8 protein-coding genes are annotated in these 17,969 nt (G+C 38.5%); 3 read left to right on the forward strand and 5 right to left on the reverse strand.

Annotated features, from left to right (window positions below; translation table 11 throughout):
- Positions 1 to 107: 107 nt before the first annotated feature.
- Together NOS7107_RS26635 and NOS7107_RS26640 are read left to right on the forward strand one after the other, a co-directional pair.
- Positions 108 to 1,076, forward strand: a complete 969-nt coding sequence (locus tag NOS7107_RS26635) for a Terpene synthase metal-binding domain-containing protein (RefSeq protein ID WP_015116018.1) — start codon at positions 108 to 110, stop codon at positions 1,074 to 1,076.
- 86 nt (positions 1,077 to 1,162) lie between these two features.
- Positions 1,163 to 2,554, forward strand: coding sequence for a cytochrome P450 (locus NOS7107_RS26640; RefSeq protein ID WP_015116019.1), 1,392 nt, complete (start codon positions 1,163 to 1,165; stop codon positions 2,552 to 2,554).
- A 10-nt stretch (positions 2,555 to 2,564) separates the two neighbouring features.
- Here the strand turns inward: NOS7107_RS26640 and NOS7107_RS26645 are convergent, their stop codons facing one another.
- Together NOS7107_RS26645 and NOS7107_RS26650 are read right to left on the reverse strand one after the other, a co-directional pair.
- On the reverse strand, positions 2,565 to 8,243 hold the full coding sequence (locus NOS7107_RS26645; RefSeq protein WP_044501190.1) for an ATP-binding sensor histidine kinase: 5,679 nt from the start codon (positions 8,241 to 8,243) through the stop codon (positions 2,565 to 2,567).
- Positions 8,244 to 8,569: 326 nt separating this feature from the next.
- On the reverse strand, positions 8,570 to 8,962 hold the full coding sequence (locus NOS7107_RS26650) for an MAPEG family protein (RefSeq protein ID WP_015116021.1): 393 nt from the start codon (positions 8,960 to 8,962) through the stop codon (positions 8,570 to 8,572).
- 215 nt (positions 8,963 to 9,177) lie between these two features.
- Here NOS7107_RS26650 and NOS7107_RS26655 point away from each other — a divergent pair, with 215 nt between their 5' ends.
- Complete coding sequence (locus tag NOS7107_RS26655) at positions 9,178 to 9,579, forward strand: nuclease A inhibitor family protein (protein WP_015116022.1); 402 nt, start codon at positions 9,178 to 9,180, stop codon at positions 9,577 to 9,579.
- Between the two features lie 130 nt (positions 9,580 to 9,709).
- On the opposite strand, the gene NOS7107_RS26660 is transcribed toward NOS7107_RS26655, so the two are convergent.
- The 3 genes from NOS7107_RS26660 to NOS7107_RS26670 all read right to left on the reverse strand — a co-directional run bounded on the left by NOS7107_RS26660 (position 9,710) and on the right by NOS7107_RS26670 (position 17,309).
- Positions 9,710 to 10,579, reverse strand: coding sequence for a DNA/RNA non-specific endonuclease (locus tag NOS7107_RS26660; protein WP_015116023.1), 870 nt, complete (start codon positions 10,577 to 10,579; stop codon positions 9,710 to 9,712).
- Positions 10,580 to 10,894: 315 nt separating this feature from the next.
- Positions 10,895 to 14,773, reverse strand: coding sequence for an ATP-binding protein (locus NOS7107_RS26665; protein ID WP_015116024.1), 3,879 nt, complete (start codon positions 14,771 to 14,773; stop codon positions 10,895 to 10,897).
- 199 nt (positions 14,774 to 14,972) lie between these two features.
- Positions 14,973 to 17,309, reverse strand: coding sequence for a glycoside hydrolase family 31 protein (locus NOS7107_RS26670; RefSeq protein WP_015116025.1), 2,337 nt, complete (start codon positions 17,307 to 17,309; stop codon positions 14,973 to 14,975).
- Positions 17,310 to 17,969: the final 660 nt, after the last annotated feature.

The following is a 17,969-nucleotide window of genomic DNA, read 5'->3' on the forward strand; positions in this document are numbered from 1 at the left end:
CTGCATAAATTAATAGCTGTAAATATTGCTATCTAAGTGGCTAATTTAAAATTAGCCACTACCAACCATGCGATTTATTTAAAAACTTGCAAAACTTCAGAGGACTTATGGAAAAGTTAAGTTTTCCCGATTTATACTGCCCATTTCCATCTCAAGTTAATAAGTATGTAGATGTTTTAGAAGATTATTCATTGGAATGGTTATATCACTTTGATTTACTAGCAAATGAATCAATTTATCAAAATTTTTCAAAATCAAAGTTTTTTTTATTAGCCGCAGGTACTTATCCCTACTGTGAACTTGAAGATATCAAAATTACAAGTGATTGGCATACTTGGCTATTTATCTGGGATGATCAATGTGATATGTCTGATCTAGGCACAAAACCTGAAGTTTTAAACATGTATCACAAAAGATTTCTGGAGATATTATGTGGAGCAAAACCAAACAATCAAGATATATCTTTAAGCTTTGCTTTAAGAGATTTAAGGCAAAGAATCTTGCAAAGAGGAAATGAGAAGTGGTTTGATTATTTTGTTCGTTGCTGTCAAGATTACTTTTACGGATGCGTTCTACAGGCAGAATATCGCGCTCAAAGGATTGTACCTAGTGTTAACACATATATCATGATCCGTAATTTATGTTCAGCAGTAGATAGTTGTCTCGCATTAATTGAAATTGGATATCAAATGAATGTTTTTGGTTCCATCAGAGAAAATCACCTTATTAAGCAACTTAATGTCATAACTAATAATATCATTTCCTGGTGTAACGATATTTTCTCTGCTCCTAGAGAAATAGGTAGTAGAGATGTTCATAATTTAGTATTTGTACTACACCATCAACATCGAATAAATCTAACTCAAGCAATTATAATTGCAGCAGAAATGCACGATCAAAAGGTAAGAGAATTAATTAATTTAGAAGCCTCTCTGCCATCATTTGATCAAAAAGTTGATCAGGAAGTTACAGAATACATATCAGGATTACATTCATGGATACGAGGGAACCTAGATTGGTATTTTCAATCTGATCGGTATCAGAGTTTAGAATCACTTGAATTATCTCAAATCTGAGGTAATATAAAATTTTCGGTAAAAAACTATTACTGCTGCCAAAACCTAAAGACAATTGGTGATATTCTCAAAAGCAAAGTGTCAATATGCCATTACCAAATCTTATTCAGACTCCTTCTTTTATTCAAAAGCTTCAATGGATAGTTGATCCTGTTCACTACATGGAAAGTGCAGCCAAAAAATATCCTGATATTTTCACTGCTAATATAGTGGGTTTTGGTTGTCCAGTAGTATTTGTAAACCATCCCAAAGCAATTCAGGAAATTTTTACCAATGATAGAAAGAAGTTTGCTGCGCTTGGCGAAGCAAACAGTATTTTTCAACCCTTAATTGGTAATACTTCAACAATTATGTTAGATGGCGATCGCCACAAACAACGGCGACAATTGTTGATGCCTCCATTTCACGGAGAAAGAATGCAAGCTTATGGTTCTTTAATTTGTGATCTTACTGAAAAAGTATTTAGTGAGTTACCCCTAAACAAATCTTTTTCCGCTCGTACTGTAGTACAAGAAGTGTCACTGTTAATCATCTTAGAAGCTGTTTTTGGTTTACATAAGGGAGAACGTTACTATCAACTCCGGCGTTTATTAGCGTTATTGATGGATGTCTTTAAGTCACCACTTACATCTAGCTTTCTTTTATTACCATTTTTGCAAAAAAATTTAGGTGACTGGAGTCCTTGGGGCAAGTTTCTGCGCCAACGCCAACAGATTGATCAATTGCTTTACACTGAAATTGCTGAACGTCGGGAACAGGCTGATCCAAATCGCATTGACATTCTTTCGTTATTGATGTCAGCTAGGGATGAAGCAGGTAATGCAATGACTGATCAGGAGTTGCGTGATGAGTTAATGACTCTGCTATTGGCAGGCCATGAAACGGCTTCAACAGCTATGGCTTGGGCATTATATTGGATTCATTACCAACCAGAAGTTCGGGCAAAATTACTGCAAGAACTTGCTACCTTGGGTAATAAACCAGACCCTACGAGTATTTTCCGGCTACCTTATCTTACAAATGTCATCAATGAAACTCTGCGAATGTACCCTGTTTTGATGGCAACTTTACCTAGAGTGGTGCAGGAACCCGCTGAATTGCTGGGACATCCTATAGAACCTGGTACGGTACTGGTTGGTGGCATTTATCTTACTCATCACCGTGAGAATTTATATGCAGAGCCAGATAAGTTTCAGCCAGATAGATTTCTCAATTACCAATTTTCTCCTTATGAATATATGCCTTTTGGTGCCGGTGTTCGTCGCTGCATGGGTGAAGCGTTGGCACTGTTTGAGATGAAATTAGTATTAGCAACCATTTTATCTGGCTATCAACTGGAATTAGAAAGTCAACAACCAGAGAAAGCTCAACGCCGAAGCGTTACCCTTGGGCCAGCCAATGGAGTCAAGATGGTAATTAAAGGGCGGCGTGTGCGCCAAAGGTCTCAAGTACCTACAGCAACTGCACCAACCCATTAATACCAGCACCTCACTGCTTGATTGGTATTTCAATCACAAACTCAGTGCCTTTTCCGGGAGTAGAATCACAAGTTAACCGACCCTTGTGTTTATCTACAATTACCTGATAACTAATAGATAATCCCAATCCAGTACCACTACCAACTGGTTTAGTCGTAAAAAATGGATCAAAGATTTTCTTCTTGACTATTGCTGTCATCCCAGAACCATTATCAGCAATGCTAATCCGCAAGGTATTCGAGTCTATCAAGGCAGTACCAATGCGAATCTGAGGTCTAGTTAACAGTTCATTTTGACCATTAACCATTGACTCATCTAACGCATCGATCGCATTACTCAAAATATTCATAAATACCTGATTTAGTTGACCAGCATAACAACTAATATTGGGTATTTTTGCATATTCTTTGATAACTTCGATTTCCGGGGAATCACTCTTTTCTTTAAGTCGGTGCTGCAAAATCATTAACGTGTTGTCAATACCTTCATGAATATCAACAGCCTTCATTTCCGACTCATCCAAGCGGGAGAAGTTACGTAAACCTAAAACTATATTACGAATTCGGGAACTGCCAACTTTCATAGAATCAAGAATTTTTGGCAAATCTTTAGCTAAAAAATCTACATCAATTTCTGCTGTTTTTGCTGTAATTAAATCCGAAGGATGAGAGCATTCTTGCTGATAAATAGCTAATAATTCTAGTAAATCTTGAATGTATTCACTAGTATGATTAATATTGCCATGAATAAAGTTAATGGGATTATTAATTTCATGAGCAATACCAGCCACCATTTGACCCAAAGAAGACATTTTTTCACTTTGAATTAATTGGGTTTGTGTACATTGCAATTCTTGGAGAGCTTCTTGCAGATGTTGATTTTTATTGTGTAGTTCTTGTGTTCTTGCTTCTACTTTTTCTTCTAAGCTATGGTTGTATTGCTCCAGATTTTGATTTGCTTGTGCTAAATCGTTATAAAGAATAGCATTTTCTAAAGAAATTGCAGCTTGAGTAGTAAGCAGCTTCAAAACTTCAACGCGATCGCGTGTAAATGCTCCCGTGGTAAGATTATTTTCGAGATAAAGAATCCCCAATAATTTACCTTGATTGATAATTGGGATGCACAAAAGGCTCTTAGGTTGCTCACGCATAATGTAGCGATCGCCAGTTAAAAAATCAACAGTTTTAGCATCATCAACTACAAACACATCTTTTGTGCGGTTCACATATTTCATCAATGTAATAGGGACATCATTGCTAGATTCCACGAAAATTGATGGAAACTCTGTAGAGATAGATGAAGAATTTGTACTAGCACTGATAGCTGTTACCTTTAATTCCAAGTTATCATCTTCAATCAAGATTAAGGCAGATTTAGAAGCTCCGGCATTTTCCATCACAACCTGCATTAATGTAGATAACAGTTGCTCCATCTCAATTTCTCCAGAGAGTGCTTGAGAAGCTTTAATCACAGAGGCTAAATCTAGTGATTCCGAAATACTTGTTTTAGAACCAATTAGTGTTTGGTAACTACTTTGATGTGATATAGATTGATAAGTAGAGATAGTGATTTTGTCAGATAATTGTAGGCTCAGTTTCTCTTGCTGAAGTATTGGCATGAGTAATTGTGGATAGCGTTTTGCCAAATCATCTACTTTGGCTTTCGCTCCCCAGCGTACATAACAATAATAAGCATCAGTGAGATAAGTTTGAGCAATTTTCTCTTTACCCCAATCTAGATAGAATCTAGCTGCTAGTTCATTAGCCAGAGCTTCTTCATTAATGTACTCGTTTTCTTTAGCAAGAGAAATGGCGCGATCGTAAGATTCTATTGCTTCGAGATATTGACATGTAACCCGATATCGTTCAGCCTCTACTAAATAAAATTTATGCAGATAATTCATCGGGGCATGATGCGCCCATTTCTGCATTTTTTCTTGGTTAGCTGTTACTCTATCGATAATAGACCTCTGCTCAATATCTAATATATGAGTATAATTTGCCAATCTCACCAATGAATCATAAAAATAGAAAATGGGAATAACAATTTGTCCGGTGCCACCCGCTAGATAGTTATTTGCTAAAATGCTATTCTCAAGTGCTTGAGGGTAATTGTGGAATAGATAACACAGATGTAGTTTACCTAAAAATAAAGCTAACAAACTGCCGCCATCATTACTTTGCCAGTGAATCGGCAACATTTTTTCTTCATTGTAGGCTTCCCCAATTAAATAACAGGGATTTTCAATATTACCTAGCAAGTTCAAAACTATCTGTCTATATATTGCACCCCAGTAAAATATTGTTTCTTGATTCATTTGAGAGATGGCATAATTATATGTTTCCATCTCTCTTTCTAGCCCAGTTAGTTCTCTTCCACTAAAATATGAAGAGCAGCAATAATTATAAAGAGAATAGGCTGCAAATTCTAAATCTCCAGTTTCTAGACCGATAGAATAACTTTCTAGTAATGGAGACAACATTTCTTTAGTATGTTGCTGCCAATGTCGTACAACCGAATTGAACGCATTTATAATTTTAGCTTTGATTTCTCTAGCATTGAACTTATCCAATAAACTCAAAGCTAAATTACCAAATTGATAACCAGACTCTATATCTTCTACTACACAACAAAGGATCACTCCATAATTAATGTATGCGAAGGAAGATAGGGAAGCATTCCCATACTGAACTGATAACTTAATTTGCTTAAATATAAACAAAGGGAAAAGTGCAGGAACGCTTTGATAAGCAGGAGCAATTGTACTGGAAATGATACGAATGATAGCTAGTGGTTGGGCTGCCGTCATTTCTGGTAGGTTAATTAAATCTTCAATACACTTCCCACTTAAATCTGATGAAATTTCTGCCATTGCCATCTGAAAATCAGAAGGATTAGGATTCTCAGGAAATTCCACACCCAACTGCTCCAAAACAGTAAGTGCAGTATTGACAGCTTCTAATGCTTTATTTTGTGCGCCATAAGCCTGAATTTTTATTTCATAAACTTTCACTTTTTCTAGTAATGTATTAGCCTGTGCTAATACAACATCAACTAATTGCTCCATTTGCTCAAATTCACCTGCTAGGTATGCTGCTTCTGCTGCTGTTTCATACAAAGCTAAAGTTAGTTCATATTGTGTTTCCCAACTATCAGATGAAAGGAGTTTGATTCCCGTTGTTAAATATTTAATTGCTGCTGCATAAGCTGTTGATCCTAAAGCTTTACGTCCAGCCATCAAATTCATTTGGGCTATTTCATCATACGTTGTTTGCTCAGTGATCAGTTCTAATGCAATATTGAATTGATTTACTAGCTGGAAAATCTTTTCTTCGCGTTCTGCAAATGGGATACTATTAAATAGTAATAAGCCAATTTTTAAATGTGTTTGCCGCCTTTGGGTTTCGGAAATTAAAGAATAAGCAGCTTGTTGTACTCTATCATGGATAAATTTGTATTTAGGAACTGGAAAACTATTGTTGAATAAATCTGGAGAGTTTGCATTTAAACCAATTTCTATGGAACTAGACTCATTTTGGAATAACTTATAGATATCAGTTTGAGGTAAAATTATTCCTTCATGTAAGGATATCCATAAGTCAGATGCTGTATCTACTACAGATTTTTCATTCACTATCGCCAGAGTTTTTAAGTCAAATTCATGTCCGATACAGGCAGCCATTTTTAAGACATTTTGCGTTACTATTGGCAATTTCTCTATTTGCCGTGCCATAAAATCAACAACATCATCTGTCAGCACTAATGACTGTATTACAGCAAAATCATACTGCCAATAACCTACATCAAAGTTAAATTTAATGATGCCATCTTGATGTAAAGACTTCAAAAATTGAGTTGCAAAGAAGGGATTACCCTTGGTTTTAGCAAATACCATTTGCCCTAGAGGAATAGCTATCTCTTGATGGCAACCAAGAGTATCAGCAATCAAGGAATTTAAATTACTCTGATTTAGAGGTACTAGGGTAATCTGATTAATACTTGTTCCAGCTTTTTCAATTTGCTGTATTGTTAAACAAAGTGGATGGGCTGGGTAAACTTCATTATCACGATATGCACCAATTAGTAAAAAGTTTCCTTCAGATTGAGTAACTTTTAGCTCTTCATCAACTTCCAAAACGTCCCCATCAAATACAGGGTTCCACAAGTTATTTGTAGGTTCAGACGCAACTACAACAGCAGTTTGATTATTGGTATTATTTTGACTCATCAATAGTTGAATAAATTGCAAAGAGGCTGAGTCTGCCCATTGCAAGTCATCCAGAAAAATGACTAAAGGATGCTCTTTAGTACTAAATACTTGAATGAATCTTTGAAATAATAGATTAAATCGATTTTGAGCAGCAGTTCCCGAAAGTTCCGAAATTGCTGGTTGTTTACCAATAATTTGTTCTAGTCCAGGAATTACATCAATAATTACCTGTGCTTGTTCACCCAATGCTAAGAAAATTTTGTCTTTCCATTGTTGAATTTGAGCATCAGTTTCTACCAAAATTTGCCCCATCAAGTCTTGAAAAGCCTGTACTAATGCTGATAAAGGAATGTCACGTTGGAATTGGTCAAATTTACCTTTGATGAAATAACTGCGCTGTCTAGCAATCGGTTTATGTACTTCATTGACTACGGCGGTTTTACCAATCCCAGAAAAGCCCGCGACTAGGATCATTTCTGTCGTACCTCTGGCTACGCGCTCAAAGGCTGTAAGTAAGGTAGCAACTTCTTTTTCACGACCATAGAGTTTTTCTGGGATGAGAAAACGGTCGGAAACATCTTTAGTAGCTAACTCGAAGGTGGTAATATTACCGATTTCTAGCCATTGCTGATAGCAAGCTTCTAAGTCGTACTTAAGTCCGTAAGCACTTTGATAGCGGTCTTCGGCATTTTTAGCCATTAACTTGCTAACAATTGCAGACAAAATTGGCGGGTGATTACGATTAATTTGCTGTACGGTTGGTGGTTGTTTAGCAATGTGAGCGTGAACCAACTCCATCGGTTCAGTGTTGGCGAAGGGTAACTGTCCGGTTAGGAGTTCAAAAAATGTGACTCCTAAAGAATAGAAATCACTGCGGTAATCAATACCACGGTTCATTCTACCTGTCTGTTCAGGAGAGATGTAAGCTAGTGTTCCTTCTAAGACGTTAGGATTTGTCAGGTATTGAATTTCTCTTGGTAGGAGAGTAGCAATACTGAAGTCGATAATTTTAATTTCTAAAGTACTGGGGTTAATCAGGATATTTGCAGGTTTGATATCTTTATGAATAAGGCGACTGCGATGTAACCCTTCTAAAATAGATGCGATCGCTATAGCAATAGGGAAAAATTCTTGTAGTGTAATCCCAAACTCTTGTGTAGCTTTATTCTGCCGTCCCCAATCTTTGAGCGATATCCCGCCAAAGTCCTCCATGATTAAAGCATAGCCATTGCGATAATTTTCTAAACACAGAGGTTGAACTATGCCTGGTAAATTGAGGTTTTTGGTGATTGTATACTGATTACGGAATTGGGCAATTTCACTGAAAGTAGGATACTCATTTCTTATCAGTTTAATTACTACTGGTTGGTGGTCTTGTTCCTTAATACCTCGATAAACTAAGGTTTTGCTACCACAATAGATTTGTTCTACAACTCGATAACCAGGTAAAGAGAACACTTTATCAGATAATACTAACATTGCAGTCATATTCACAATATTTTAACTGCGCTTAGTATTCCCTTTAATTTACCTCCTTTAACATCGAAGTATTGTTTTTAATCAATCTGCTGTTTTTCTAGTATTTCAACGGTTATAGGGTGTTATAGAACTGTAAGTAAGAAGATATTGGTCAATTCCTAAGTTTTATTAATTTCCCTCTAAATCTCCCTTAAACAAGGAGACTTTGAGTAGGTCATTCCCTATTTTTAAGAACAGGTTGGAGCTAAAAGTATTCATATATGAATAATGGATTTTCAAACATTTTCTAAGTTTTGTAGAGCATTAATTTAACGCTCTACAGCAGTTTACGACTTTACCAAAGTGATAATGATGCCAATCAGCGAACCTAAAAGTAGGACAGACCCACTAATAATAGTAATAGCAAAGCCAATCATGCGCTTTTCTGCGGCCTGATAATATCCCCAAGCGTAGACAATTCTACCTACTAGCCAGATAGCACCGATAATTGCTCCCCACAATGGGTTGATATAAACAGAGAACAACCATAAACCCGGTAAGAATAAAATAGTTTGTTCTAGGGTATTTTGTTGGACGCGCAGTACACGTTCAAAGTTAGGTTCTCCTGTCATTTTGGGAGGCATTACTTTGTATTTTGCTCTAGCTCGACCAACATTAATTGTGATTACCGAGTACAGCAGCAATGTTAAGGCAGTGATGAGACTAGTCCAAGGTGACATATCCAAATCCTCGTTTATCAACAAAGTATAATTCTTTCGTCTCATCTATGGGAGTTCACAGAGTTTTTTCTTGAATAAGCGCCGAGAAAATCAATATATTTACACAAAAAATGAGCGATCGCTTCAGTAATTAGAATAGTATTAAGATTACAGAAAATTTTTCTAAATATGTTGTAATTTTTAAAGCTTAATTTTATTGCCACAATCTCAATCGTATGATTAATCAAGTTACGGAAAATCTGAAGCAAACTTCTCATGATTTGCTCATGATGAGTGAATCAGAATATCCCTTTGAAGTTGTTTGCTGGAAAGATCAAGCTCAGGAGCCTTTGACTAATGAAAAACTTCTCCAATTAACAAGTCATCCTTTAGAAACCCCAATTGAACTAGTAGACTTAGATTATTTTTTTCGGAACTCTGCTGAAGAGAAAGAATGGCATAATGAAATTCAAAAACAAGATGTGCAGAAATTCCAAACTATGCTTAAAACACTCAAGCATAATCTCACAGATATCCAAGTTTATCGTTTAGGGACGATAAATATTGATGTTTATATTATTGGTAAAACTGCATCTGGTGATTTAGCGGGAATTTCTACAAAAGTTGTAGAAACCTAATTTTATTTGCCTGTCTTTACACACAGATAGGTTTGAAGTTTGATACCAAGTTGCCAAAGTTAGTTTTGTTGAAAATCAAAAATCAATAATTCAAACTAAGACAACTTGGTATAAGTTCAACTAACTATCTTTATAAATTGTCAACTCTAGCCTCAATTACGTTTTGAACAGAGCTAGGAACGTTAGAAAGAAAGTTGTAGGTGGTTCCCGTTGCACTAGTAAGTCTTGATTCTAAAGTATCAACACTAATTCTATAACTTCTCCAATTTGCATTTCTCACACCTTGTGTATTGGGTATATCTACCGCAATTACCCTTGTACTGGTAGTTACACTACCAGCTCCAGAATTTGGTTTATTTAAAACTACAATCACCTTGTAAGTTCTGGCTGGGACAGTGATTGTACCACCCGTAGGTGTTGTAATCGTGTTTCTCGCACCATTTGACCCTGTACCACCAGTGCCATAAGAACCAGCAATAACATAGAGTTCTGTGCTTGAGGTGACTAAACTTCTAGTATAGTTTTCCAAATTCGCCCATACACCTTGATTATTATCCGGGGCTTGGGGAATGATATTTGTCATAAAAAATGTAGCCGAATTGTTAGCAACTGTGTTAGTTCTATCGGCAGAAGGAGTCATGTGTCCTCTGTCAAAGCCGCTACCTGTATAATCTGTACCTTGGACTCGATAGCAACCAGAAGGTAAGGTAGTATCTGCACGAAAATCATCTTGGCGAGGCGCACTTCCTAACCATGATGTGTTTAATTGCCAACTTACCCAATTTGGTGTGCCGCGAAAACAGTTATGTGAAGTGGCATACTGAAATTTACTTAATAATAAATTATTGGTACTACTGCCTGCATTAGTGGGATTTCCCATCGCTAAATGATTTACATTGGTTTGAGCCGTTAGGGGCTTTTGAACAGAATTAAATATGGCAAAAACTGCTGCTGGTAAAGCAATAGGTAGAATAAACTTGAAAAATTTAGACTTGTGCATTTGTGGTTATTTGTATAAACAAAGCAAAGTTTTCTCTGTATTGATTACAGAAAATAAGCAAAACTTAGCGATTGAAATATAAATCCGGTTTAATAAGAGGAGGTAAAAACAATGTAAACCGGACATTAATTTTTAGTAATGATTAGTGCTAAATATTAGTACAATTTCTGAATAGTGATTTCCGCATAAGTACTGTATGAAAAGATAATTAACTGGAAATAAACACAGTTAAAACAGATAAATATATACTTTCTCTAGAGAAAATTTCTCAAGCTGGTAATTCCTACGTTGGGTGAAATGAAGAGAAACCCCAATTTAGGTTCTACCTACAAGGCTGGCGACTACTGTAGCTAACTCAGCAGGTTCTATTGGTTTAGGTAAATGTAGTTGAAAACCTTCTTTAATAGCACGCATTCGGTCTTCGGCTCTAGCGTAGGCGGTTAAGGCGGCTGCGGGAATTTTACCACCTTGTTCTGGAGATTGCGATCGCAATTGGCGAATTAATGAATAACCATCTTCACCGGGCATACCGATATCACTAACTAATACATCGGGTTTCCACTGAGAAATTACTTGTAATGCTTCTTTAACTGAACTCACTGCTTGAACTTGGGCTTGACATTGTTGCAGTACTGTGGATATATATTCCCTGGTGTCGGTTTCATCATCTACTACCAGGACGCGTACACCAGCTAATAAGGGAGGTACAGGTGCAAGACTGTCTGCTTCTAGTAGGCCAACTGGTGCAGAAATAGTTTCTTTGTTGGGCAACAGTAAGGGTAATTGGACTATAAAAGTCGTACCTTGTCCTTCTCCTGGGCTATCTACATTGACAGTCCCACCGTGCAGTTCTACTAGATGATGGACGATTGCTAAACCTAGTCCTAAACCACCGTGCGCCCTGGTACTGGAACTATCGGCTTGACGAAAGCGATCAAAAACGTAAGGTAGAAACTCGCGCTGGATACCTACACCTGTATCAATGATTTGAATTTGTGCGTAGCTGAGAGATTCGGTCACATGACCAACACTTCTGGAGATGTGAATTTCCACTCTCCCGCCTTGGGGTGTAAACTTAATGGCATTAGAGAGCAGATTCCACATAATCTGCTGCAAGCGATCGCTATCACCAGAAATGACAAATTGGCTGGCGTTATGCGGTAAATCTCCTTGATTAACCCTAGAAAATTGCAACTCAATTTCTTTAGCTTGGGCGGCTAAAGTCACAGTTTCAATGGTTGATTCAATAATAGTGATCAGATTGCACGGAGAAACTTTGAGATTTAACTTACCCCTAATCATCCGAGAGATATCGAGTAAGTCTTCAATCATTTGAGTTTGTATTCTAGCATTGCGCTCAATGGTTTCTAAGGCTTTGGCAATTTGAGTTTCGTTCAGGTTGCGACTACGTAGCAGCTGCGCCCAGCCGAGAATTGCATTGAGGGGCGATCGCAATTCGTGAGAGAGTATGGCTAAAAACTCATCTTTCATCCGGTTGGCTTGTTGCAACTGCTCGGTTTGCTGTTGCAAAGAACTAATTAAACTCGCTCTTTCCATTGCGATCGCAATTTGGTCGCAAATTGCCTGCATCATCCCTCTTTGATTTTCGGTGAAGAAATCCCGTCGGCAACTACCAAAAGAAAGGGTACCGAACAACTTACCTTGAGCAATTAATGGGTAACAGTAGTAAGCCTTCACACCTAGTGAGCGAATTAATTCTGTTTTGGGGTCGCTTGATTGCTGGACATCTTCTACATATATTAATTGGTGACATTGGGCTGCTGTACCGCAGACTGCTTTACCAAATTCTAATAACTCAATTTCTTTTGCTAGTTCTGGTGTCACGCCGCCATAAGAAGCGAGACGCATTACTTGAGAGTTATCTTCAATCAAATAGTTGAAGTAAACATCTAAATTAATTTGTTCTTGAAGATGGCGGAAAACTCTGTCTATCAAAGCCACTGGTTGCTGGCTAGATAAAAGAGCGCTGGCTGTACTAAATAATAATTGCAGCCTTTTATTACCTAGAGATAATGCCTTTTCTGCTTGCTTGAGTTTAGTGATATCTTGAAATACCAACACACAGGTAGCTGGATAGCCGTGCATTGCTGGCAGTGTATCTGCAAATATTAATAAGGAATATACACCTTGGTTAGTGTGCCAGTCCATTTCTACATTATGCAACCGCTCACCACGGGCAACTCGTACCCCTGGCATTTGCTCATTAGGAATGCGGTTGCCTGTGGCATCTGTGCAATAGTAGGCTGTGTGATAATCTTCGGCTGGCACATCTTGGGGAAATTCGCCGCCTGCTAATTCGTTGGCGGTGCGATTCGCAAATTTTACCCGTGCAGTTCCTGGCTCAATAAATAGCAATGGTCTGGGCATGAGATTTAACACATCTTCCAGCCATTTTTGTTGCTGCTGCTGTAATTCCTCAGCTTGCTTGCGGCTCGTAATATCTAAGAATGCGCCAATACAACCCCTGCTGTTACCTTCTTCATCAAATAAAGGGGCGACATATTCTAACAACTTGGTGACTTGGCCGTTGTTATGAACAATATCTAATTCAAAATCTAGAACTTCTACACCATGCGCGGCGGAATACTGCATAGGTAGTTCTTCTGGCAAGAGTTCTCTACCTTCACGGTATATTTTAAAAGTTGTGGGTCGTTCTGCAACAGGGGCGGTGAGAGAAGCATTAATCTCGCTTGAGATGCCCAATTGCTTGGCGAAACAAGGGTTAACACGAATATTTCTACATTCACGATCTTCCGCAATGCCAATTCCTATAGGAATCACATCTAATAAGGTTTGCAACTCGACAACTCGCCGTTGTAAATCTCGATTGAGTTGCAGGATTTTTTCTTGTGCTTGTTGGCGTTCGGTTAAGTCCAGAATAAAAGCTACAGATTCTTGCTGTTGTTCTCCCACTAATACGTAACCAACTAACACTGGTATACACATACCATCTTTGCGAAGATATTCTTTTTTGTATGGTGTACAAGCGCCATTAGTATTTGTTTTAGCTTGGGCGATCGCTTGTTCATCTAAATGCTGATACTCTGGCAGTGTGATGGTATCCCGCTTTAAGTGACCTGCGAGTAAATCTTCGCGGGTATAACCAACCATCCTCAGAAACTCGTCATTTGCTTGGTGAATATTGCCGTAAACATCACCAAGCAAGATTCCAATGACGTTAGCATCTACAAAACTTTTAAGTTTTTCTTCATAGGTTCTCAAGGCTGTTTGCGTGCGTTCGTTGTTGAACCACAGGCGCTCTACCACCGCAGCACATTGCCAAATCAACAGGGCAAAAATAATAATTAAAATCAGTGCAAATACTGCTATGGCAAAATCCGGCTCATAATATCCGGCTCGCTGGCCTTGAACTATCAACCAGCCTAATAATAAAGGTACAGCGATCGCAGCTATCAATAAACGACGCGCCAGTAAACCGCCATAACTTTCACCGGTAATTACGCGCATAAATCCTTGGTCTACATTTGACCAAAGAATTCCCATACACAGCACACTAAACAGTAATACTGTGTGTAATGCCATCGGTGTTCCATTCGCAAAGAGACTGTAGAGAATTTTGATGTTGTAGGTGTAACCGATAAGCGCTTCTAGGGAAATCACCCCAGCCATCAGAGTCAGAATTTGACTATACCAATAGCGGCGTTCACTGGTTGAATCAGTCAAAAGTTCTAAAGCACAGCCTAGGAAAAAAAAGTTAGCTGCTGTGTTTAATCCCATCCTGCCTGGATAAGATGTCAACAAGGGAGTTTGTGTGTCCCGAAACAGTAGCTCATCAATGCCAAAATTTGCGCCAAATAAATATTGAATAATTGTGAGTAAGGCAATTATGATTGGTATTAAACTCAATGCTCTAGCCAACCACAAATAAATAACTGGCCGTCTTCGCTTGAGTTTCTGTCTAAAATCTACATCAGTCTGCTTGTTTTTGTTGATTTGTGACAGCCACAGCGACATACCTAATAAGATAAAACACAGCGCTGTGTTGACCTTCATTGTGAACAAACTAGGGTTGTTACCCATTTTGAGAAATTCAATGTGGAACATCCATCCAAGCAGCACAAAACTACCTGCAAGGATGGCGATCGCTGCTGCAACCTTGACCAATATTGAATTTCGTACATCTTGCATTTGCAAGCGGTTGCTATTTGGCATTGATATTTTTGTCACCGCATCTCTAACTAGACTAGCGTGCTGAAATTTGAGTTTTTTATAGGTTTACATCTTTTATTGTTCATCTGGGATGTTACTATTAACTGGCTATTTTTTCATCTACCTATAATAAGACTATAATTTTATTTTTGCTAAACTATCTCCATCTTGATTGCTGCTTTTTTATTCCCTCTCGACACAATTAAAATGACAAGCTTCGTTCTTGACCATCATCAATAAATTGCTGTTGGCCTACGCCTACAAGTTCTACAATTATTTGTCGCCGTGGTGGTGTCCATTGTCCTTCGCGCATACTAATGTTGACTATTATTTGATTTGCCTCTGTCAGTATGTTAATTCTTCTGAAGGAAAAATTTTGATTGATGTAGGCGAATGTTTGCCCATCATCTTCATAAAAACTATATTCACTATTACCAGGCCAAACCCGCAAGCGAATTTCATTAGGTGGTAATTCATCCACATATTGCATCACTGGCTGCATAGGAATTACTGCACCACCTCGCACATAAAGGGGCATTTTTTCGAGGGGTGCATCAGCCAAAATATGAGTTGCGCCTTGATAACATTCACCACTCCACCAGTCATACCAAGTACCTGCGGGTAAATAGACGGCTCGATGTTCCACACCGGGACGGTAAATTGGCGCAGCCATGAGTGATGAGCCTAAAAGTACTTGATCATAAAGGGTGTAAGTTTGCGGATCGTTGGGAAAATGGTAGAGTAATGGTCTTAAAATTGGTGCGCCTGTGGTGGCTGCTTCCCAAAATAAACTATAAATATAAGGCAAAAGCTGATAACGCAGATTAATATATTCTCTACAGATATTTTCAGTGCGATCGCCAAATACCCAAGGTTCATGACGCATCGTAGACATGGCCGAGTGTCCACGCATCAAGGGGTAAAGCATTCCTACCTGCATCCAACGAGCAAACAATTCCGCCGTTGCATTTCCCGCAAATCCGCCAATGTCACAACCCACAAACCCCACGCCCGAAAGTCCCATATTACAAAGCATGGGTAGGGACATTTCCAAATGTTCCCACAAAGAATGGTTGTCCCCCATCCACACAGAAGACCAACGCTGCACACCAGCATAACCAGAACGAGTTAATACAAATGATCGCTCTTGTTGACGATGTTGTTGTAATCCTTCCCAACAAGCCTTCGCCATCATCAACCCATACAAATTATGTACCTCTTGATGAGTAGCAAAATCCTCTTCTGCGCCCTGCGGTGCATCCAAGGGAAACCAAATCTTCTCGCCACCATCACCAAAGGGACGAGTATCAATTGCAGGTTCATTCATATCATTCCAAATACCTGCTACACCAACATCTGTCAGATTTTTGTGCAGATTCCCCCACCAATGACACACATCCGCCCGCATAAAGTCGGGAAAGACGGCTTTTTCCGGCCAAACATAACCGTGAAACAGCGCCCCATCAGCTTTCCGCACAAAATAATCGTTGGCTAATCCTTGGTCAAAAACGTGATAATTAGCTTCTGGTTCATACTTCACACCAGGATCAACAATTGTGACTGTTTTAAAACCATCTTTTGCTAAATCTCCAATTAATTGTGCTGGGTGAGGAAAACGGGCAAGACTCCAAGTAAAGACGCGATAACCGCGCATATAGTCAATATCCAGGTGAATTACATCACAAGGAATACGACGTTGGCGAAATTCCTGTGCTAATTCTCGCACCACAGTTTCTGATTCATAACTCCAACGACATTGGTGATATCCTAAAGCCCACTTGGGCGGTAAAGGCATTCTCCCTGTTAACTGAGTATAGGTGCGGAGAATTTCCGCAGGTTCTGGGCCGTAAATAATGTAATAGTCCAACTCCCCACCGCGAGTTTCCATTTTCCACACCCCTGGTTGGGCTGCACCAATATCAAATTGACTCCAGAAGGTGGTATTCAAAAAAATGCCGTAGCCGATATGAGGACGCAACGCCATAAAAAATGGAATCGCTTGGTACATTTCATCGGTGATTGCATCGTAATCTAAAGCATCAACTGTCCAGTTTGTTTTAACTTGACTGAGTTTATCCAAAAAGCCTGTGCGTTCACCAAAGCCATAAAAATGTTCATCGGGGGCAATTTTTTTCCAGTTAGCAACTGCACCTAAACGCCAACCAATCCCCATATCTGCATCTTGAGCAAAAGGACGATCAGCTAAATCAAAGCAGCTAAGATGAAAATTTTGCTTTTGGATACAGATGTGAATTTTTTCTGTTGTAATTTCTAAAGTTGTATCAGTTTCTTTTACCTCATAAAATACTTGTTCCCATTCACTATCATCTACAGTTATCGCCCAAGGACGACGAGACAAAAATTCGCCTGTGGGTGCAAAACGCACGCGGATTAAATTCGCTGCAAGTATGCTGAGACTGAGGCGTGAATCACCAGAGGCAAAATTAATACTGCGTTCATTGTTGTTTACCAATTCCCCGTTCATGACTGTTTTCCACGGTTGGTTTGTGGTAGGGAGTTTTCCAAAATATTGCGGCATGATGTATGAGTTTTTTAGCAACAGGACTGATGCAGGTTTTTAATATTAATCTGATTGTAGAAATTAAAAATGGCAATTTTAATTAACGATTTTTAGCTCAAGCAAACTCATCATTAATTATATTGATTATTGTGGCGATCGCATCCACATTAAAGTAGATTTACAATCTCTGCCATATTATAGATACAGTCTGAGAAACTTAAAATTTAAGCTATTCTTAGTTAGAGTTCAGTAGAATGTAAATTTACATTCTGATAAAAGCAAAGGTTTGAAGACAAAACTAAGGAAGAGAAAGAAAAGGAGATTTGTTATTACAGCTTTCTTTTTCTTTCTCCCTTTTGTACTTATATAAAACTCACATTTGATGTTTAATCAGTACATTTGTCTAGGCCTTCTTTGCTGCCAACTGTTCCTAAATGCACAAAATTGTCTCTTAGACAATAAGCGTTTGCGAAAATTATCGGTTTTGGCTTTCTCCTCAATCGCCCCAAAGCAAAGCCTAGTTTTTTGTGATTCGTGAGCAAAGCTGCTTCATCTTCAGGGGAGAATTCACAAATGAAGACTCCGGCGATATCAACCTGAAGGTAACTAAGTCGAACGATGCAAATAAACAGAAGAGTCAACTCTCATCACCTTAACTGAACAGTAGGGGGTTGGGGA

The sequence above is a fragment of the Nostoc sp. PCC 7107 genome, assembly GCF_000316625.1.
Classification (GTDB): Bacteria; Cyanobacteriota; Cyanobacteriia; order Cyanobacteriales; family Nostocaceae; genus Nostoc_B.